The 18,374-nt window shown below is 51.0% G+C and carries 17 protein-coding genes and 1 pseudogene; 8 read left to right on the forward strand and 10 right to left on the reverse strand.

Annotated features, from left to right (window positions below; translation table 11 throughout):
- Window positions 1-10: 10 nt before the first annotated feature.
- Complete coding sequence (proB, locus tag EOS98_RS17510) at window positions 11-1,114, reverse strand: glutamate 5-kinase (protein WP_001285275.1); 1,104 nt, start codon at window positions 1,112-1,114, stop codon at window positions 11-13.
- Window positions 1,115-1,396: 282 nt separating this feature from the next.
- Here proB and phoE point away from each other — a divergent pair, with 282 nt between their 5' ends.
- Entirely contained in the window at window positions 1,397-2,449 is a 1,053-nt protein-coding gene (gene phoE, locus EOS98_RS17515; protein WP_001043667.1) for a phosphoporin PhoE, read from the forward strand.
- Window positions 2,450-2,499: 50 nt separating this feature from the next.
- On the opposite strand, the gene crl is transcribed toward phoE, so the two are convergent.
- The 3 genes from crl to gpt form a co-directional block, all read right to left on the reverse strand.
- Window positions 2,500-2,901, reverse strand: a complete 402-nt coding sequence (gene crl / locus EOS98_RS17520; RefSeq protein WP_000174693.1) for a sigma factor-binding protein Crl — start codon at window positions 2,899-2,901, stop codon at window positions 2,500-2,502.
- Between the two features lie 57 nt (window positions 2,902-2,958).
- On the reverse strand, window positions 2,959-4,203 hold the full coding sequence (gene frsA, locus EOS98_RS17525; RefSeq protein WP_000189588.1) for an esterase FrsA: 1,245 nt from the start codon (window positions 4,201-4,203) through the stop codon (window positions 2,959-2,961).
- A gap of 88 nt (window positions 4,204-4,291) precedes the next feature.
- A complete protein-coding gene (gene gpt / locus EOS98_RS17530; protein WP_001292018.1) occupies window positions 4,292-4,750 on the reverse strand; it encodes a xanthine phosphoribosyltransferase in 459 nt (152 codons plus the stop codon).
- Between the two features lie 248 nt (window positions 4,751-4,998).
- On the opposite strand from gpt, the gene pepD reads away from it, so the two are divergent.
- The gene (gene pepD / locus EOS98_RS17535) at window positions 4,999-6,456 is read left to right on the forward strand and encodes a cytosol nonspecific dipeptidase (RefSeq protein ID WP_001292977.1); all 1,458 of its coding nucleotides are present in this window, start codon (window positions 4,999-5,001) and stop codon (window positions 6,454-6,456) included.
- A gap of 155 nt (window positions 6,457-6,611) precedes the next feature.
- Here pepD and prfH read toward each other — a convergent pair whose 3' ends face one another.
- The 3 genes from prfH to dinB all read right to left on the reverse strand — a co-directional run bounded on the left by prfH (window position 6,612) and on the right by dinB (window position 9,636).
- A complete protein-coding gene (gene prfH / locus EOS98_RS17540) occupies window positions 6,612-7,226 on the reverse strand; it encodes a peptide chain release factor H (RefSeq protein ID WP_000602086.1) in 615 nt (204 codons plus the stop codon).
- Complete coding sequence (locus EOS98_RS17545) at window positions 7,223-8,362, reverse strand: RNA ligase RtcB family protein (RefSeq protein ID WP_094965257.1); 1,140 nt, start codon at window positions 8,360-8,362, stop codon at window positions 7,223-7,225. Before EOS98_RS17545 ends, prfH begins: the two co-directional genes overlap by 4 nt.
- 218 nt (window positions 8,363-8,580) lie before the next feature.
- Window positions 8,581-9,636, reverse strand: a complete 1,056-nt coding sequence (gene dinB, locus EOS98_RS17550) for a DNA polymerase IV (RefSeq protein ID WP_094913701.1) — start codon at window positions 9,634-9,636, stop codon at window positions 8,581-8,583.
- Window positions 9,637-9,885: 249 nt separating this feature from the next.
- On the opposite strand from dinB, the gene dpaA reads away from it, so the two are divergent.
- Window positions 9,886-10,626, forward strand: coding sequence for a peptidoglycan meso-diaminopimelic acid protein amidase (dpaA, locus tag EOS98_RS17555; protein WP_001225658.1), 741 nt, complete (start codon window positions 9,886-9,888; stop codon window positions 10,624-10,626).
- Here the strand turns inward: dpaA and EOS98_RS17560 are convergent.
- Window positions 10,597-11,364 (reverse strand): class II glutamine amidotransferase, encoded by a 768-nt coding sequence (locus EOS98_RS17560; RefSeq protein WP_000333387.1) that lies wholly within the window; start codon window positions 11,362-11,364, stop codon window positions 10,597-10,599. The two genes, dpaA and EOS98_RS17560, sit on opposite strands and share 30 nt — an antisense overlap.
- A 212-nt stretch (window positions 11,365-11,576) precedes the next feature.
- Window positions 11,577-12,155 carry a D-sedoheptulose 7-phosphate isomerase gene (gene lpcA, locus EOS98_RS17565; RefSeq protein ID WP_000284051.1) on the reverse strand — a complete coding sequence of 193 codons (579 nt, stop codon included), beginning with the start codon at window positions 12,153-12,155 and terminating at the stop codon, window positions 11,577-11,579.
- A 239-nt stretch (window positions 12,156-12,394) separates the two neighbouring features.
- Between lpcA and fadE the strand changes: the two genes are divergently transcribed.
- The 4 genes from fadE to pagN all read left to right on the forward strand — a co-directional run bounded on the left by fadE (window position 12,395) and on the right by pagN (window position 17,482).
- Window positions 12,395-14,839, forward strand: a complete 2,445-nt coding sequence (gene fadE / locus EOS98_RS17570; RefSeq protein WP_000973041.1) for an acyl-CoA dehydrogenase FadE — start codon at window positions 12,395-12,397, stop codon at window positions 14,837-14,839.
- 108 nt (window positions 14,840-14,947) lie between these two features.
- On the forward strand, window positions 14,948-15,715 hold the full coding sequence (locus EOS98_RS17575) for an amidohydrolase (protein ID WP_000015789.1): 768 nt from the start codon (window positions 14,948-14,950) through the stop codon (window positions 15,713-15,715).
- A 309-nt stretch (window positions 15,716-16,024) separates the two neighbouring features.
- A complete protein-coding gene (locus EOS98_RS17580) occupies window positions 16,025-16,432 on the forward strand; it encodes a Spy/CpxP family protein refolding chaperone (RefSeq protein ID WP_000788200.1) in 408 nt (135 codons plus the stop codon).
- A gap of 330 nt (window positions 16,433-16,762) precedes the next feature.
- Window positions 16,763-17,482, forward strand: a complete 720-nt coding sequence (gene pagN, locus EOS98_RS17585) for an adhesin/invasin protein PagN (protein ID WP_126524251.1) — start codon at window positions 16,763-16,765, stop codon at window positions 17,480-17,482.
- A gap of 3 nt (window positions 17,483-17,485) precedes the next feature.
- On the opposite strand, the gene EOS98_RS17590 is transcribed toward pagN, so the two are convergent.
- Window positions 17,486-17,674 (reverse strand): hypothetical protein, encoded by a 189-nt coding sequence (locus EOS98_RS17590; protein WP_031603649.1) that lies wholly within the window; start codon window positions 17,672-17,674, stop codon window positions 17,486-17,488.
- 56 nt (window positions 17,675-17,730) lie between these two features.
- Between EOS98_RS17590 and EOS98_RS24710 the strand changes: the two are divergent.
- Window positions 17,731-17,843: pseudogene (locus tag EOS98_RS24710) on the forward strand (hypothetical protein); the annotation flags it as partial.
- Window positions 17,844-18,374 lie beyond the last annotated feature (531 nt).

The raw sequence follows: 18,374 nt of genomic DNA on the forward strand, positions 1-18,374 counted from the left end.
TGCCTGTTCCTTATCGAGTAATCATGTCATCACGATGAACAGCGACCGGGCCATATTCATAGCCCAGAATCGCATCGATTTGTTGAGAGTGGTGACCGGCTATCCGCCGCAGAGCATCACTGTTATAACGGCTGACGCCATGAGCGATATCACGCCCTTGCAGGTTACAAATTCTGATGACCTCCCCCCGCGAGAAATTGCCCGTCACGCTTTTGATGCCTTTTGGCAGAAGTGAACTGCCACGTTCCAGCATTGCCGCGGTTGCGCCTTCATCAACCGTAATTTCGCCTGCCGGCGGCGCGCCGAAGATCCAACGTTTGCGGTTCTCCAGCGGCGAGGCTTGCGCATGAAAACGGGTGCCGACGGAAATCCCCTCCATCACATCGCCGATCACGCCCGGTTTACTGCCTGAGGCAATAATCGTATCAATACCCGCGCGACAGGCCACGTCTGCCGCCTGAAGCTTAGTGCTCATACCACCGGTTCCCAGCCCGGAAACGCTGTCTCCCGCGATAGAGCGCAGCGCATCGTCAACGCCATACACATCTTTGATAAGCTCCGCCTGCGGATTGCTACGCGGATCGGCGGTAAATAATCCTTGCTGATCGGTCAGCAGCAGCAGTTTATCCGCGCCTGCCAGGATCGCCGCCAGCGCGGAGAGGTTATCGTTGTCGCCCACTTTAATTTCCGCTGTCGCAACGGCATCATTTTCATTGATAACCGGCACAATATGGTTATCCAGTAATGCACGCAGCGTATCGCGGGCGTTCAGAAAGCGCTCTCTGTCTTCCATATCCGCACGCGTCAACAGCATCTGCCCGATGTGGATACCGTAAATTGAAAACAACTGCTCCCACAGTTGAATCAGGCGGCTTTGCCCTACCGCCGCCAGAAGCTGTTTAGAGGCGATCGTTGCCGGCAGTTCCGGGTAGCCGAGATGTTCACGTCCGGCGGCAATCGCGCCAGAGGTAACAATAACAATACGATGTCCCGCGGCGTGTAGCTGCGCGCACTGGCGGACAAGTTCTACGATATGGGCACGGTTCAGGCGGCGCGATCCGCCTGTTAGCACGCTGGTGCCGAGTTTTACGACCAGCGTCTGGCTGTCACTCATGATTCTCTGCCGTTCAAAATAAAAAATAAAGACCAAATGAACGTTTTAGCAGGACTGGCTCCGGTTGCCAACAACCTGTACGCGTAGCGTGAAATTTTGTTGCGCAGGATCAGCAAGCGTAGCGGCAGAATTTGACCATTTTATTACCGCAACAATTAAACATATTTTTTTAAAAAAACTCTCACTTTGTCATAAATCTTTCATTACCGAACGTTAAAAACCTTCCTGTTTTTTACCGGGTTTCCCGACAAATCATAGCGCGTAATTAAAACAGGAATGGAAATGAATAAGAGCACTCTGGCAATAGTGGTGAGTATCATCGCATCAGCATCTGTTCACGCCGCCGAGGTTTACAATAAAAACGGTAATAAGCTTGATGTGTATGGAAAAGTTAAAGCCATGCACTATATGAGCGATTATGACAGCAAAGATGGCGATCAAAGCTACGTTCGTTTTGGTTTTAAAGGCGAAACGCAAATTAACGATCAATTGACCGGCTACGGGCGCTGGGAAGCTGAGTTTGCCGGTAATAAAGCCGAAAGTGATTCGTCCCAGCAAAAAACCCGCCTGGCCTTTGCTGGCCTGAAATTAAAAGATATCGGTTCTTTTGACTATGGACGTAACCTGGGCGCGCTGTACGATGTTGAGGCCTGGACGGATATGTTTCCCGAATTCGGCGGCGACTCTTCCGCCCAGACCGATAATTTTATGACTAAACGCGCCAGCGGGCTGGCGACTTACCGCAATACCGATTTCTTCGGCATCGTTGATGGACTGGATCTTACCTTACAGTATCAGGGGAAAAACGAAGATCGCGATGTGAAAAAGCAAAACGGCGACGGCTTCGGCACATCTGTGAGCTATGATTTCGGCGGCAGCGATTTTGCCGTCAGCGGCGCTTATACTCTCTCCGATCGCACCAGGGAGCAAAATCTGCAGCGCCGCGGTACGGGCGATAAAGCCGAAGCCTGGGCTACGGGTGTAAAGTATGACGCGAATGATATTTATATTGCGACTTTCTATTCAGAAACCCGCAACATGACGCCAGTTTCCGGCGGATTTGCCAATAAAACCCAAAATTTCGAAGCGGTTATCCAGTATCAGTTTGATTTTGGTCTGCGTCCGTCATTAGGCTATGTGCTGTCAAAAGGCAAAGATATTGAGGGCGTCGGCAGTGAGGATTTGGTGAATTACATTGACGTTGGCGCAACCTATTACTTCAACAAAAATATGTCCGCGTTTGTAGATTACAAAATCAATCAGCTTGATAGCGATAACACGTTAGGCATTAATGACGATGATATTGTGGCAATAGGGTTGACCTACCAGTTCTGATAAGTCGCATTGTGCCTGATGGCGCTACGCCATCAGGCATGACAGCAGGGTTATGCCGACAGTTTTACCGGCTCGTCGTTGAAATCGTCAGACGGCTCCAGCGCCAGCTCCATAGAAATCAGCAGGTCGCGTAGCTTTTCATGAAACTCGCGTAGCGTGTATTCCAGTCGCTCCACCACTTCGGTTTCGTTAATCGGCACTGCGGTCCAGTTGCCCTCTTTATCAAACAAACCAAACTGATAACGATAAGTGAAGCGTTTCTCTTGTGCTTCCAGCTCCATCCACCAGCCCCAAAATTCACGCTTCTCTGGCGCGGGCTTCACGTTGACGCAAACTGCCAGGCAATCGAAAAAAAAACGATTGTCTTCGCACTGCCCTTCCCGGATATAGGGGCCAAGCGCGGTAAATTTCTTGATCAATCTACTTTTCGGGTGTCCACTCGGTAACGTCATTGCGATCTCCTTTAATGAAGCAACCGTTTTACCAAATCAATAGAATTTATCAATCTATTAACACAATCTATGATTAATCCAGTCGGTAATTTCTTGCAGCGCGCGGTCAAAATTGCGGTACACCGGGTTAAAAGGGATCTCTATCAGCTTACCGTCTGAAGATGATGTTGTAATTAAGCGAGACTCTTCTTCCGGGCTGAAGGGATCGTTTTTCCAGAAGCCGGAAAGCATTGGCGTAGGACAACGTCTGCCCAGTAGCCCCTGTACTTTCAACGAATAGCGATTGAGCTCCACACGCAGCGCCTCATCTGAAGCATCATGCATACCCAGACGGCTGGCCAGCACATCCAGATACATCTCCGGCACCGTGCTCTGTCGTTGCGGATCGCTAAGTAGCGCATGGACCACCGGCCCCAGGCAAGCCACCGCTTTCAAACGCGGCGCTTCCAGATAGGCCAGGCGCACCGCAACATTGGCGCCAAAACGGAAACCAAACGCCGCAACACGGGTATGATCCACCCAGGGGACATTAGGAAGCGCTTTTAACACATGCTGGTGGAGCAAGCTGGAATCCTGGGTTAATTTCCACTTTGATGAAAATCCAACCGAAGGCATATCAAGCGTTAACATCGCAATACCGCGCGGCGCGAAATAGCGTTCATACAGGGTGTAATAGTCGGTTTGCATGGCGTCCAGGCCGCCGCACATGAGCACCGTCGGAAACGGACCATCCCCTTTCGGCATATGTAAAAACGCGGTGACAGGCGAACCGCCAGGAACGGCAAATTCCATTTCACGTAACGAGCCGGGCAACCGCTGCGCGGCCTCTTCATAGGCGCGATTCGCCAGCGCCTGCGCCTGCTCCGCCAGCTCATCGCCCTTCAAATGCGGGTAGGCGGCAATGTTATAGAGCGTTGAGGCATGAAGCCAGTAGCGTCCGCTGCGCATGGCGTCCTGTTCCTGACAGGCTTTCTGCTGCCAGTCCATCGCCTGCTTTGCCCACTCATAAATCCAGTTGCCGCCGCGGTAACCGATGACCGTATCGTATAAATCATCATCCGTTCGCTCTGCGTCGCTCATCACAATACGCGCCTGCACATCAAGGATTTCTCGTGGATCAACGCCGCGCCAAATCCACATCAGGCGGTTTATCATGCGATACCAGTGCGGGACGTTCTTACCGTCCAGCGCGGATTGCATGGGCGGCTGCGACCCACGATTGAACCGACGGACAAGGGTAGACGTTTCAGTATGTTTAAAGCGGGGTTTGAACAGGGTTTCGCTGAGGTTAGCCTGTGTCATTCGTGCAGCCTCCTTGGATACTCATAGAGGCTTATTGTAACCAATAAAACAGCGCCCGGCATTGCCGGGCGCTCTGAAAAGCTGCTGATTAACGACCTGAAATCGGCGGTACAAATACCACACCCATATCCCAGGGCTGCTCAATCCAGGTGTTCTGAGGAATATCAATAACATAATCATCAACCAGCGGACGGCCCGCCGGTTTAGCGAAAATCGTGACGAAATGCGCTTTAGGGTACATTTCGCGAATCGCGACGGCGGTGCCGCCGGTATCGACCAGATCGTCGATGACGATAAAGCCTTCGCCGTCGCCTTCTGCACGTTTCAGCACTTTCAGTTCGCGCTGGTTATCGTGATCGTAGCTGGAGATGCATACGGTATCGACATGACGAATGCCCAATTCACGCGCCAGTAGTGCGCCCGGTACAAGGCCGCCACGACTTACGGCAATAATGCCTTTCCATTGTTCTGAAGGCATGAGGCGGCTCGCCAGTTTGCGTGCGTGAATCTGCAACATGTCCCAGGTGACGACGTATTTTTCGCTCATGTGAAGTGTCCCAGCCTGTTTATCTACGGCTTAAAAAGTGTTCGAGGGGGAAATAGTTGCGCGAGATTATAGAGACCTGACGCGCTAAAAACCAGTGTTTAGCGGAATCCACGCCTCTTTTTGTATGCTTTATACTACCCGCAGGCGGAGAAAGTGGTATTCTCAGTCGCATCTCGTAAGAGTTATCAATTCCGCTAACCCTGTGGCCTGTAAGAACGTTTTTCAGACCACCGCCAAGGAGACTTATCGTGTCTGAACTGTCTCAGTTATCACCACAACCTTTGTGGGATATTTTTGCCAAAATCTGTTCTATTCCTCACCCGTCCTATCACGAAGAGCAACTCGCGGAACATATTGTGAGTTGGGCCAAGGAGAAAGGCCTTTACGTGGATCGCGACCAGGTCGGTAATATTCTGATCCGTAAGCCCGCCACTGCAGGTATGGAAAATCGTAAGCCGGTCGTTTTACAGGCGCATCTGGATATGGTGCCGCAAAAAAATAGCGACACCGTTCACGACTTCACTACAGATCCTATCCAGCCTTATATTGATGGCGAATGGGTTAAAGCGCGCGGTACTACGCTCGGCGCCGACAATGGTATTGGAATGGCTTCTGCGTTAGCGGTACTGGCTGATGATAATGTCGTCCATGGCCCGCTGGAAGTGCTGCTGACCATGACCGAAGAAGCGGGCATGGATGGCGCGTTCGGCCTCCAGTCCGGCTGGTTGCAGGCCGACATCCTGATCAACACCGACTCTGAAGAAGAAGGTGAGATCTATATGGGCTGCGCAGGCGGCATCGATTTTACCTCTAATCTGCCGTTGACCCGTGAAGCTGTACCCGCAGGATTTGCGTGCTTTAAGCTAACCCTGAAAGGCCTGAAAGGCGGCCACTCCGGTGGTGAAATTCACCTCGGCCTTGGCAATGCCAACAAATTGCTGGCGCGTTTTCTGGCCGGGCACGCAGAAGAACTGGATCTGCGTCTGATCGATTTCAACGGCGGCACGCTGCGTAACGCGATTCCGCGCGAAGCGTTCGCTACCCTCGCCGTTGCCGCAGACAACGTAGGCGCTCTGAAAACGTTAGTGAACGCTTACCAGGATATTCTGAAAAACGAACTGGCGGAAAAAGAGAAAAACCTGACGCTGCAACTCAATGAGGTTGCCAGTGATAAAGCCGCATTGACCGCGCCGTCACGCGATACCTTTGTGCGCCTGCTGAACGCAACGCCGAACGGCGTGATCCGCAATTCAGACGTGGCGAAAGGCGTAGTGGAAACATCGCTGAACGTTGGCGTGGTCACAATGTCCGATGCGAATGTCGAAATTCACTGCCTGATTCGCTCTCTAATCGACAGCGGTAAAGATTATGTGGTGAGTATGCTGGATTCGCTGGGCAAGCTGGCTGGCGCGAAAACCGAAGCAAAAGGCAGCTATCCTGGCTGGCAGCCCGATGCGAACTCGCCGGTCATGCACCTGGTGCGGGAAACCTATCAGCGTCTGTTCAACAAAACACCGAACATCCAGATTATCCACGCCGGCCTGGAATGCGGTCTGTTTAAGAAACCCTATCCGGATATGGACATGGTTTCTATTGGGCCTACCATTACCGGACCTCACTCTCCGGATGAGCAGGTGCATATCGAAAGCGTCGGCCACTACTGGACTCTGCTGACCGAATTGCTGAAAGCGATTCCTGCGAAGTAAGAAAGCGCTAAAATGCCCGTCCCATTTCTGGACGGGCTAGCAATATGGAATATCGGGTATCCATTGCCAGATAACCTCTCCTGAATACGCTGAAATAGCGCTGCGGCTACACGCGAATAGCCGGACAGCCCTATAACAGCGCTGGTAGCACCGAATTATTGTGGCGTAAACGCCATTCCTTTAAATATCCGTAGCGGATTGCCGCGCTCAATCTGATGATGGAACAGACGCCTTTCAGACTTCAACGCCGCACACTCATTTTGCCGTTGCTGTTCCAGCCGCCAGGCAATCAGCAGCCGGGCCAGACGCTTATTCGCATGTTGACTGCGCTCCGACTGAACCTTCACGCTAATCCCGCTCGCCAGGTGCGTGGCCCGCACTGCCGAGTCGGTTTTATTAACGTGCTGCCCACCCGGGCCGGAAGAGCGCAGAGTCTCGAAACGAATCTCATCAGACTGTATGTGCTCGTCGGCGGAAAAGCGCCCAATGCCGACGTACCAGTTTTTTCGCCCATGGTGCGGACGATACGGGCTGGTACAAATCCACAGTAACGTGCCGCACCAACGTTCACTGAAAGCCATAGCTTTTTCGCCGTCCAGCGAGACCAGCGCGGAACGCAGCGTGTCTGGTAATCGTCCCGGCTCTGTTTCAAGTCGCGTCAGCGATACCTTTTCTCTGGCGGCTTCTTTCGTCAGACAATCCAGCGCTTTTTTTACCGCCAGACAACACTCGTCCGGTCCCTGCGCAGAAGAAAGTTGCAGTAAGATCATGCGCTTTTCTCCCCTGAGGTTTTCAGCGTCAGCACCGGACGCAGGCAGGCAATCGGCGTAATCAGTCCGGCGTCTGCCAGACAATCCACAACGCTATCGATGGATTTATACGCCTGCGGCGCTTCTTCATAAATGAGCTGGCGATCGCGGCAAATCACCCGGCTACCCATCCCGGTACGGCAGAGCTGTCGCGGGGTAAATTTTGCCGATAACCGGTCTTTACACTCGGTACGCATCCATTTGCGCCCCGCGCCATGCGCCAGGGAGAAGAGGCTCTCCTCGCTGACGACGGGTTTCACCAACCAGCTATAATCGCCGCGCGAACCGGGGATAATCACCAGTCCCTGCCCATCTGGCGTAGCGCCTTTACGGTGCAGCCACCCCGCCTCACCCGCGACAGTACAGGGTTCAACGAAGTTATGCGCCACATCCAGCCGCGGTTCGCCCTCAGCCCTGAGCTGTTGCAGTATCCGGCGAGCAATCAACGCGCGATTACTGCGGGCAAATGCCAGCGCATCGTCATGTTCTGCAAGATAGCGGCGCGCATCGTCGCTATCTTCCGGCAAACCGTTATGCGAAAACGCCTCCACATGACGACGCAGGATAGCTTGCCCCAGACCGCGTGAACCACTGTGTACCAGCAGTAATAACTGCGTTTTTTGTAACCCCGACAAAGCGAACGAATCAGCATCGACGATGCGATCGACCTGTTGCAGCTCGGCAAAATGATTGCCGCCGCCAATGGAACCCAGCGCAGAGCGCCACGAATGATGCTGCATTGCGGCGGGGACATTCTCCTCCAGCCACTGCGCGTCCGCCACGTCAGTCAGCGACGCCAGCCGCTTCTCCAGTTTATCGGCGTTATATTTACGCCCTAAAATATCCGTTTGCCATAACGCCATGCCGCAGCCGATATCGTTGCCGACCAGCGCCGGATAAAAGCGTCCACGCGAGAAAAAGGCTGCGCCAATAGGATAGCCACGCCCCGGATGCAGATCTGGCATCCCGATAACGCGTTTCATACCGGTTAACTTAGCCGTCGTATATAATTGTTGGATCGCGGAATCTTCGATCCACAGGTTATCTGATGCGATAGAAAATACCACATCTGATAAAGGACGAATATAATTGCCCATATACCATTCCATATATGAATTAAAAAATCAGGAAATGGCAGACTAATCCAGGGCAATAAAAGAAAATTAATCCTGGAAAGGTCTGCAAAGTGCGTTCAGAGAATAAAGTGTCATGATGAACCTCCTTTGCAGTTATTGAGAATGAGAAAACGCGGGTATAGTAATACTGAAATTTAGATGGCGCAATCGTAATAGTGATAAAATCTTAATAGCCTGACTTATAACCCTAACACCAACTGTCGTTCCAACTGAGGGTCGAGCAGCGTTACGTGTAACCCCACCAGCCGTACGCCGCGCTCGCCGCGACGCTCGCTCCAGGTTTTACGGGCGGTGGTAATTAAGTCTTCTTTATTTAATTGCGGCCAGACATGTTCCTGAGTGGTTTGCTGAAAATCATTAAATTTTAATTTAACGCCCTGTCGGGCAATCAGTAAATCGGGCTTTACTATAGCCAGACGACGCTCCAGTTCCGGATATAAATGTTCAATAATGGCCTCGCAGTCCGACCACTCATGAATATCCTCCGCCAGAGTACGCTCAACGCCTACCGATTTACGCAGCCTTTCGCTGTTAACATCACGCTCGTCAATACCCTGACTACGCTCCCATAATACCCGGCCAAATTTACCGAAGCGTTTGAGAAGCATCGCCAGATCGCACTGTTGAATATCCCCGCAGGTTCTTAACCCCATATTTTCCAGTTTGGCGGCGGAAACTTTCCCCACGCCTGGAATTTTGGCTAACGGCAACGTTTTAAGAAAGCCGGGTACATCGGCTGGCGTAATAACATATTGTCCGTTCGGTTTATTGAGATCGGAGGCAATCTTCGCCAGAAATTTCACTGGCGCAACGCCGGCGGAGGCGGTGAGTTGCAGTTCATTGAAAATAGTCTGACGAATCTCCCTGGCTATCAGCGTCGCCGAACCATAACAGTGCGGGCTGTCAGTCACATCCAGCCAGGCTTCATCCAGCGAGAGCGGTTCAATCAGTGAAGTGTAGCGGGAAAAGATGTCACGTACATGCCGCGAAGCCTCTTTATAGGCGTCAAAGCGGCCAGGCAATAGGGTGAGATGGGGGCACAGCTTTAGCGCCATGGCGGTCGGCATCGCGCTGCGTACGCCAAACTGGCGCGCAGGATAGTTGGCGGTACTGATAACGCCTCTTCGCTCACGACTCCCGCCAATGGCAATGGGAATATCGCGTAACGCCGGATTATCACGCATCTCTACCGCGGCAAAAAAACAGTCCATATCAACATGTATGATTTTGCGCATCGCTCACCCCCACAATACTGTTTAAGTGTACAGTATGTTTTATTGCGCGCAAAGAGACATTCGCGTTAAAAATGCGACATATTCGAAGGTATGACGACGAAAGCGGCGGGAAAATTGTAAACGTACACACGGGGACTTGCGAAAAACTGCCGTGGTGCTAATGTGAGCGCTCCAAATCCAGATTACTCCGATTTGGGGACTCTTTTGCCGTTCTGGCGTGTGTAACCGTTTTATCAAGGAACAAGCAGTATGCGTAAAATCGCATTTTTTCTTGCGATGCTTCTGATGCCGTGCGTCTCATTTGCCGGTTTGCTGAGCAGCAGCAGCCCCGTCACGCCGGTCAGTAAAGAGTATAAGCAGCAGTTAATGGGCTCACCGGTCTATATTCAGATTTTTAAAGAAGAGCGCACCCTTGATCTCTACGTCAAAATGGGTGAGCAATACCAGTTGCTTGATAGCTACAAAATTTGCAACTATTCCGGCGGGTTAGGCCCGAAACGCCGCCAGGGCGATTTTAAAAGTCCGGAAGGGTTTTACAGCGTTCAGCGCAATCAACTCAAGCCAGACAGCCGTTTTTATAAGGCCATCAACATTGGTTTTCCCAATGCCTACGATCGCGCGCATGGCTATGATGGTAAATATCTGATGATTCACGGCGCCTGTGTTTCCGTCGGCTGCTATGCCATGACCGACAGCGGCATTGATGAGATTTTCCAGTTTGTCACCGCCGCGCTGGTCTTTGGTCAGCCGAGCGTGCAGGTGAGTATTTATCCGTTCCGGATGACCGACGCCAATATGCAGCGTCATAAATATTCATATTACAAAGATTTCTGGGCGCAGCTAAAACCCGGCTACGATTATTTTGAACAGACGCATAAGCCGCCAACTGTTTCTATCGTTGATGGACGTTACGTCGTGAGCAAACCGTTGAGTCACGAAGTCGTTCAGCCACAGCTGGCCTCAAATTATACGCTCTCCGAGGCAAAATAACGCCCATTCGCCTGGCATAATCTTTTGCCAGGTTTCATTCCCCGTTAGCGGCTGGGTAGCAATCACGGTAACCACGTCATTTGGCGTGGTCTGTGAGCTGAAATCAATTTCCATATCCTGATCCACCAGCGTGGCTACGCCAAACGGCGCCCGGCGAGTGATCCAGTGCAAATGGGTTGAGCAAAACGCCATCACATATCGCCCATCTGACAGCAGCATGTTAAAAACGCCTTTTTCACGTAATACCGTCGCCAGTGTCGCAATATATTTAAATACCGCCGTCATATTGCCCGGCGTGCGGGGATAACGCTGCGTTAATTTATGCAATAGCCAGCAAAACGCTTTTTCGCTGTCGGTTTCCCCCACCGGACGAAAATTACCGGTTTCCAGCGACTTATAACCGTTGAGCTGACCGTTATGAGCATAAGTCCAGTTGCGTCCCCATAATTCCCGGGTAAAAGGGTGTGTATTTTCCAGCGCCACTTCACCGCGATTAGCCTGACGGATATGAGCGATAACCGAGCAGGACTTGATCGGGTAATTCTGTACCAGCTTCGCAATCGGCGAATGGTAGCTCGGTTGCGGATCTTTAAACGTGCGACAGCCCTTTCCTTCGTAAAAGGTAATTCCCCAGCCGTCTTTATGCGGCCCGGTTCCGCCGCCACGCTGCACCAGTCCGGTGAAGCTAAAGCAGATATCCGTCGGCACATTGGCGCTCATCCCAAGCAGTTCGCACATACATCACCTCCACTAACGCCTTAAGCGGGAAGGCGTAATTTTTACAGCCAATCAAAAGTCAAAATATCAAAGAAAACAATATGCTATACCCTAAATAATTCGAGTTGCAGGAAGGCGGTAAGGGAGGAAATCCCCAGGAGCATAGATAACTATGTGACTGGGGTTTCTGAGCGCAACCAACGCACCTGCAGCTTGAAGTATGACGGGTATAGTTATTTAACCATCTCTTTTTCGATCAACTGAATCAAAATATGAATCACTTTGATATGAATTTCCTGAATACGATCGGCATAACCGAAGTGCGGTACGCGAATTTCAATATCCGCCGTTCCCGCCATTTTGCCGCCGTCTTTGCCGGTCAACGTAATCACTTTCATGCCTTTTTCACGGGCCGCGGCAATCGCTTTAATCACGTTACCAGAGTTACCCGACGTCGAGATCCCTAACAGGACATCGCCTTCGCGCCCTACCGCCTCAACGTAACGAGAGAAAATATAGTCATAGCCAAAATCATTACTGACGCAGGATATATGGCTAACATCAGAAATCGCAATTGCCGGGTAGCCCGGACGATTTTCACGATAACGACCTGTCAGCTCTTCAGCAAAGTGCATCGCATCGCAATGGGAGCCGCCGTTACCGCAGGAAAGTACCTTACCACCCGCTTTAAAACTGTCAGCCAACAGGACCGCCGCGCGCTGAATAGCGTGAATATTGGCGTCATCTTTTAAAAAATTAGCCAGCGTTTCCGCCGCTTCGTTCAGTTCGTTACGAATAAGATCCTGGTACATGAGGATATCCTTCAGCATGAATGTAAATGACAGTATGCAGTGTACCGGATAGCAGTACAGGCGAGAAGCATAAGCCGAATTAACGCCTCACGCTTTTGATTTTTCGTGCCCCCAAAAACGGCAACAATGTGAGCTTTGTTGTAATTATTTTGTAAACACATTGCTAAAAAATTTTACATCCACTACAACCTAATCATCACAAGTGGTCAGACCTCCTACAAGCAAGGGAGCTTTTCGTTATGATGATTTTGAGTATTATCGCTACGGTTGTTCTGCTCGGCGCATTGTTCTATCACCGCGTGAGTTTATTTCTCAGCAGCCTGATTCTGCTCGCCTGGACCGCCGCACTTGGCGTCGCTGGCCTGTGGTCCATCTGGCTGTTGGTTCCTCTGGCCATTATCCTCGTGCCGTTTAACCTCACACCGATGCGAAAATCAATGATTTCCGCACCGGTGTTCCGCGGCTTCCGTAAGGTCATGCCGCCGATGTCGCGCACTGAGAAAGAAGCGATTGATGCCGGTACAACCTGGTGGGAAGGCGATCTGTTCCAGGGCAAGCCTGACTGGAAAAAACTGCACAACTATCCGCAACCGCAACTCACTGCCGAAGAGCAAGCGTTTCTCGACGGTCCGGTAGAAGAAGCGTGCCGGATGGCGAACGATTTCCAGATTACCCATGAACTGGCGGATCTGCCGCCGGAACTGTGGGCTTATCTGAAAGAGCATCGTTTTTTTGCGATGATCATTAAAAAAGAGTATGGCGGGCTGGAGTTCTCCGCTTATGCGCAGTCCCGTGTATTGCAAAAACTGTCCGGCGTCTCCGGGATTCTGGCTATCACCGTCGGCGTTCCAAACTCACTCGGCCCTGGCGAGTTGTTGCAGCACTATGGTACGGAAGAGCAGAAGAATCACTATCTGCCGCGACTGGCGCGCGGCCAGGAGATCCCCTGCTTTGCGCTGACCAGCCCGGAAGCAGGTTCTGATGCAGGCGCCATTCCGGATACCGGCGTGGTTTGCATGGGCGAATGGCAGGGCCAGCAGGTGCTGGGTATGCGCCTGACCTGGAACAAGCGTTACATTACGCTGGCGCCGATAGCTACCGTGTTGGGCCTGGCGTTTAAGCTTTCCGATCCGGATAGATTGTTAGGCGGAGAAGAAGAGCTGGGTATTACCTGCGCCCTGATCCCTACCTCAACGCCGGGTGTGGAAATTGGTCGTCGTCACTTCCCGCTTAACGTTCCGTTCCAGAATGGCCCAACCCGCGGTAACGATATTTTCGTGCCTATTGATTATATTATCGGCGGCCCCAAAATGGCCGGACAGGGCTGGCGTATGCTGGTGGAATGTTTGTCGGTAGGACGCGGTATTACCCTGCCGTCCAACTCCACTGGCGGGGTGAAATCCGTCGCGCTGGCAACCGGCGCCTATGCTCACATTCGTCGTCAGTTCAAAATTTCTATCGGCAAGATGGAAGGTATTGAAGAACCGCTGGCGCGTATTGCAGGTAACGCTTATGTGATGGATGCCGCCGCATCGTTAATCACCTACGGCATTATGCTGGGTGAAAAACCGGCGGTACTGTCGGCTATCGTGAAGTACCACTGCACCCACCGCGGCCAGCAGTCCATTATCGACGCGATGGATATCACTGGGGGTAAAGGCATTATGCTGGGCGAGAGCAACTTCCTGGCGCGTGCTTACCAGGGCGCGCCTATCGCGATTACCGTGGAAGGCGCGAATATCCTGACCCGTAGCATGATGATCTTTGGTCAGGGCGCCATTCGCTGCCATCCTTATGTACTGGAAGAGATGGCCGCAGCGCAGAATAATGATGTGAATGCCTTTGATAAACTGTTGTTTAAACATATTGGTCATGTCGGCAGCAATACCGTTCGCAGTTTCTGGCTTGGCCTGACCCGCGGATTAACGAGCCATACGCCAACCGGCGACGCCACAAAGCGTTATTACCAACATCTGAACCGACTGAGCGCAAACCTGGCCCTGCTGTCCGACGTGTCAATGGCGGTACTGGGCGGCAGCCTGAAACGCCGCGAGCGTATCTCCGCGCGTCTGGGCGATGTGTTGAGTCAGCTTTATCTGGCCTCAGCCGTACTAAAGCGTTACGACGACGAAGGTCGCCACGAAGCCGACCTGCCGCTGGTACACTGGGGCGTACAGGATGCGCTGTATCGTGCTGAACAAGCGATGGACGATCTGCTGCAGAACTTCCCGAACCGCGTCGTGGCCGGATTGCTCACCGCGATGATCTTCCCGACTGGCCGTCATTATCTGGCGCCGTCTGATAAGCTGGATCACGCCGTGGCGAAGATCCTGCAGGTGCCGAACGCCACACGTTCACGCATTGGGCGCGGTCAGTATCTGACGCCCGCCGAACATAATCCGGTCGGTTTACTGGAAGAAGCGCTGCGTGATGTCATCGCTGCCGACCCTATCCACCAGCGCATCTGCAAAGAACTGGGTAAAAATCTGCCGTTTACTCGTCTGGATGAACTGGCGCGCAATGCGCTGGCGAAAGGGCTTATAGATAAAGATGAAGCCGCCATCCTGGCGAAAGCGGAAGAGAGCCGCCTGCGCAGTATCAACGTTGATGATTTTGAACCTGAAGCGCTGGCGACCAAACCGGTAAAGCTGCCGGAGAAAGTGCGTAAAGTCGAAGCCGCATAATCAGTCTCGCGTCTTTCCTGCCCCGCTTTCGCGGGGCTTTTTCTTGCCGCTTTTTTATTATTGCTCATGCTACAGTGTAAAGACGCTGTTCAATGAGGAGCTCCGATCGTGTCTGGTTTGAAAATTACTCTGTTGCAACAACCTTTAGTCTGGATGGACGGCCCGGCAAACCTGCGTCATTTTGACAGACAGCTAGAGCTCGTATCTGGCCGGGATGTGATTGTTCTGCCTGAAATGTTTACCACCGGCTTCGCGATGGAGGCCGCTAATAACTCACTTTCGCAAGATAGCGTGATTACGTGGATGCAGGCCAAAGCCCGACAAACTGACGCTCTGATTGCCGGCAGCGCGGCGCTACAAACTGAGCGCGGCGCCGTAAATCGCTTCTTACTGGTTGAACCGGAAGGCAAGGTTCATCTCTATGATAAGCGCCATCTGTTTCGTATGGCGGATGAACATCAACATTATGCCGCAGGCGATAAACGCATCATCGTGCAGTGGCGCGGTTGGCGCATTCTGCCACTGATCTGTTACGATCTGCGCTTTCCGATATGGTCGCGCAACCGCAATGATTACGATCTGGCGCTGTATGTAGCGAACTGGCCCGCGCCGCGCTCGCTACACTGGCAAACATTACTGACGGCGCGCGCTATTGAAAATCAGGCTTATGTCGCAGGCTGCAACCGGGTTGGCACCGATGGCAACGGGTTACATTATCGCGGCGATAGCCGGATCATTAATCCCCAGGGCGACATTATCGCCACCGCCGAACCACACCAGGCGACACGTATCGATGCCGATCTTTCTCTCGTCGCCTTGCAGGACTATCGCGAAAAATTTCCAGCCTGGCGCGATGCCGATCCATTCACCTTGTAAGCAACCTGCCGCTCACCGCGGCGGGATTGTTTCACTCCGTAACTCTCCGTAAAACAAATCCGCGTGGCGTAATGTGGCAGGCAACGTATTCTGACTAAGAGCCTATCCCATTAGGGCTATTTTACTTGCCATTTTGGACCTGGGCAGTGCTCAAAATCCTCACGTACTACGTGTACGCTCCGGTTTTTGCGCGCTGTCCGTGTCCAAACTGGCTGCGCCAATAACGCCTGGTGGGATAGGCTCTAAGATAATTGCTCGCCATTCGTGGGTAATAAAAACGGTTAATCACTCCCTTATCAGGATATCTTCATGAAAAACTTTGTACGCACAACTTTACTGGCAGCGACTCTGGCGGGCGTTTCTTTTGGCGCTTTCGCCACCGCTGTCCCCAATCCTCCCCTGCCCGCCCAGGATCCTATTGTCCAGCATCTGAAGCTGACAAACGATCAGATTACCCGGATCAAAAAACTTCACCAACAACTGGAAACCGACGTCAGTCAGATTTCTATGAAGGGAATTAAAGACGGTGCGCTGATAGAGGTGATTAAATCCGGTAAATGGGATGACGCCGCCGTAAAACAGCAGCTTGCAGCCTTCAGTAACATAGAACAACAGGCTCGCTATTATCGGGTTAAATATTATTTTGATTTAAGCAAAGTCTTAACACCAGAACAGCGTCAACAGGTACAACAAGATCTCGCCCAGGCACTTGAGTAAATATTTTTGCCCGTTATTCCGGGATAACGGGCTTTATCCAGGTCGGGTACAAATTCATCTTCATCTTTTTCTTACAGCATCGCTCCATCTCACACTACCCGTTACATAACGTAGAAGTGAAACCGTACGTGGGGCAATTTGGCGAGGAGATGGATTTCCATACCGACGATTATCGTATTGTTATTTAAAATCTTCATCTCATTTTTTACCCGCTTACAGAAAACCCAGCGTTACAATAGACCGTTTTTTGGGCTTCGTTTATGTAATCGTTATATCACACCCTATACCGTGAAACTTGTCTTTTAGCCCAATATTAAGGCAGGTTCTGAAATGAAAAACTTTTTCGCAGTCTGCATCATTCCCCTTGTGGTAGCCTGGTCCGCTACTGCATCAGCAAAAGAAGGGATCTATATCACCGGGAAAGCGGGGACATCCGTAGTCAATGTCTATGGAATCAACTCAACCTTCAGCCAGGATAAGATAGTCAATGGTCATGCAACGTTATCTGACCGTACCAAAGGCGTTTTTGGCGGCGGGGTTGCTATCGGTTATGACTTTTATGACCCATTCCAGCTTCCAGTACGTTTAGAACTGGATACCACTTTCAGAGGTGAGACGGATGCTAAAGGCGGGCAGGATATTATTGCATTTGGTCAGCCAGTACACATAAATGTAAAAAATCAGGTCCGAATGACCACTTACATGGTTAATGGTTATTATGATTTTCACAATAGTACGGCATTTACACCCTATATCAGCGCAGGCGTTGGCCTCGCTCATGTGAAGCTAAGTAATAACACCATTCCTGTTGGTTTTGGTATTAATGAAACTCTGTCTGCTTCAAAAAATAACTTTGCCTGGGGCGCAGGTATCGGTGCAAAATATGCTGTAACAGATAATATTATGATTGACGCCAGTTATAAATACATTAATGCAGGCAAAGTGAGCATTTCAAAAAATCACTATGCTGGTGATGAACATACCGCTTATGATGCAGACACAAAGGCTGCCTCCAATGACTTCATGCTCGGCATTACTTACGCCTTTTAAACACTATCGGTAAAATAGCTGGTCCTGTGGGTTCCCGAAGGCGCAATGGAGGATATCAGTAATGAATACTCCTGCGCCTTCAGAAAATCGTTGAACAGGTGCAACCTGGCGCCATTTTTCAGTACACTGCAACGTTTCTGGTATGGGCTTAACTTCCGGCTGCCCAAAAACAGCCCCGTCCTGTTGTATGATCTCTAAATGTGAATGGCACGATTATGCGAAATACTTACAAGTGTCTGGTATGAAGATATACTGCGAACGCCGATGTAAACGGCGCGCGTAACATTTTAGAGCGGGACACGCCGTGCTTGCCTGTGGAAGGAGCGTGCAGTCAGGCAGCCCGTTGGAGCAGGAACCCACGCCCTTCAGGACGTGGAGGATGTCAATGCACAAGAATTGGGGAATCCTTAGCAGAATTTATTATCTCTACAGTAGCATCTCTCTTGTTCCCGTCATAAATAACCCAATGCCTCCAGAGCTGAAGCCGCCTTCAGCATGAGCACTGGCTGCAAATAACACCAAATAAAATAATAATATAACAACTACCGAGACAAAAAACACCTCTCTAAAGTATTTAGAATTCATACAGTCAGCTCATTTAAATTTAACGTCACATGCAACCATGCATGCGTAAAACAAGAACCACACTCATATTAATAATGATTAGTAATGTGAGTGTGCGTATAACGAGATACAGATGTATATTCCTTAATGTAACGGAACATCATCAATGCAAATAGCAACCATCGATATATTAAACTAAAATAATACATCTAGTGCATATATAAACCATTCGTATGGTGGCTGTAATAAAATTGTTGATAAACGGTCATCCCCTAAACTTCCAGCCTCCCCACCGCACGAACAATGATGTTCTTTATATTTAATCGTA

Origin of the sequence: Salmonella sp. SSDFZ69 (assembly GCF_004010755.1) — a bacterium.
GTDB classification, from domain to species: Bacteria; Pseudomonadota; Gammaproteobacteria; order Enterobacterales; family Enterobacteriaceae; genus Salmonella; species Salmonella enterica.

Bases quoted from the DNA above. Each gene is read 5' to 3' on its own strand.
- frsA (WP_000189588.1), bottom strand. From the start codon at position 4,203: ATGACACAGGCTAACCTCAGCGAAACCCTGTTCAAACCCCGCTTTAAA.
- lpcA (WP_000284051.1), bottom strand. From the start codon at position 12,155: ATGTACCAGGATCTTATTCGTAACGAACTGAACGAAGCGGCGGAAACG.
- EOS98_RS17560 (WP_000333387.1), bottom strand. From the start codon at position 11,364: ATGTGCGAACTGCTTGGGATGAGCGCCAATGTGCCGACGGATATCTGC.
- EOS98_RS17545 (WP_094965257.1), bottom strand. From the start codon at position 8,362: ATGGGCAATTATATTCGTCCTTTATCAGATGTGGTATTTTCTATCGCA.
- pagN (WP_126524251.1), top strand. From the start codon at position 16,763: ATGAAAAACTTTTTCGCAGTCTGCATCATTCCCCTTGTGGTAGCCTGG.
- gpt (WP_001292018.1), bottom strand. From the start codon at position 4,750: ATGAGCGAAAAATACGTCGTCACCTGGGACATGTTGCAGATTCACGCA.
- dinB (WP_094913701.1), bottom strand. From the start codon at position 9,636: ATGCGCAAAATCATACATGTTGATATGGACTGTTTTTTTGCCGCGGTA.
- dpaA (WP_001225658.1), top strand. From the start codon at position 9,886: ATGCGTAAAATCGCATTTTTTCTTGCGATGCTTCTGATGCCGTGCGTC.
- prfH (WP_000602086.1), bottom strand. From the start codon at position 7,226: ATGATCTTACTGCAACTTTCTTCTGCGCAGGGACCGGACGAGTGTTGT.
- crl (WP_000174693.1), bottom strand. From the start codon at position 2,901: ATGACGTTACCGAGTGGACACCCGAAAAGTAGATTGATCAAGAAATTT.
- EOS98_RS17580 (WP_000788200.1), top strand. From the start codon at position 16,025: ATGAAAAACTTTGTACGCACAACTTTACTGGCAGCGACTCTGGCGGGC.
- proB (WP_001285275.1), bottom strand. From the start codon at position 1,114: ATGAGTGACAGCCAGACGCTGGTCGTAAAACTCGGCACCAGCGTGCTA.
- fadE (WP_000973041.1), top strand. From the start codon at position 12,395: ATGATGATTTTGAGTATTATCGCTACGGTTGTTCTGCTCGGCGCATTG.
- phoE (WP_001043667.1), top strand. From the start codon at position 1,397: ATGAATAAGAGCACTCTGGCAATAGTGGTGAGTATCATCGCATCAGCA.